Origin of the sequence: Campylobacter coli LMG 9860, assembly GCF_000254135.1 — a bacterium.
Taxonomy (GTDB): Bacteria; Campylobacterota; Campylobacteria; order Campylobacterales; family Campylobacteraceae; genus Campylobacter_D; species Campylobacter_D coli.
This window is the reverse complement of the sequence record NZ_AINS01000094.1, coordinates 1-255: the sequence shown is the minus strand read 5'-3', so window position 1 is coordinate 255 and position 255 is coordinate 1. Positions and strand designations below refer to the sequence as shown.

The 255-nt window shown below is 22.0% G+C and carries 1 pseudogene; it reads right to left on the bottom strand.

Annotated elements, in window-relative coordinates:
* Positions 1-255: pseudogene (locus tag CCO88_RS08995) on the bottom strand (motility associated factor glycosyltransferase family protein); the annotation flags it as partial.

Sequence of the window (255 nt, the reverse complement as noted above, 5' to 3'; positions counted from 1 at the left end):
GCATCTTCTTTGGTTTTAGGATTTAAAACATAAATTCTAGCAAGATTAAGTTCAAATTGGATTAGCAAAGGACTTAAAATTTCATATAAATCTTGCATTTGTTTTATATCTTCAAGTTTATTTTTAAACTCATCTATTTTTTCAATAGCTAAATTTAAATATTCTTCTTTTTCATTTAAACTCAAATATACACTTTGTATTTTTTCAAAATTATTGCTGAGTATTTTACTAAAATCTCTACAATGCTTAATACTT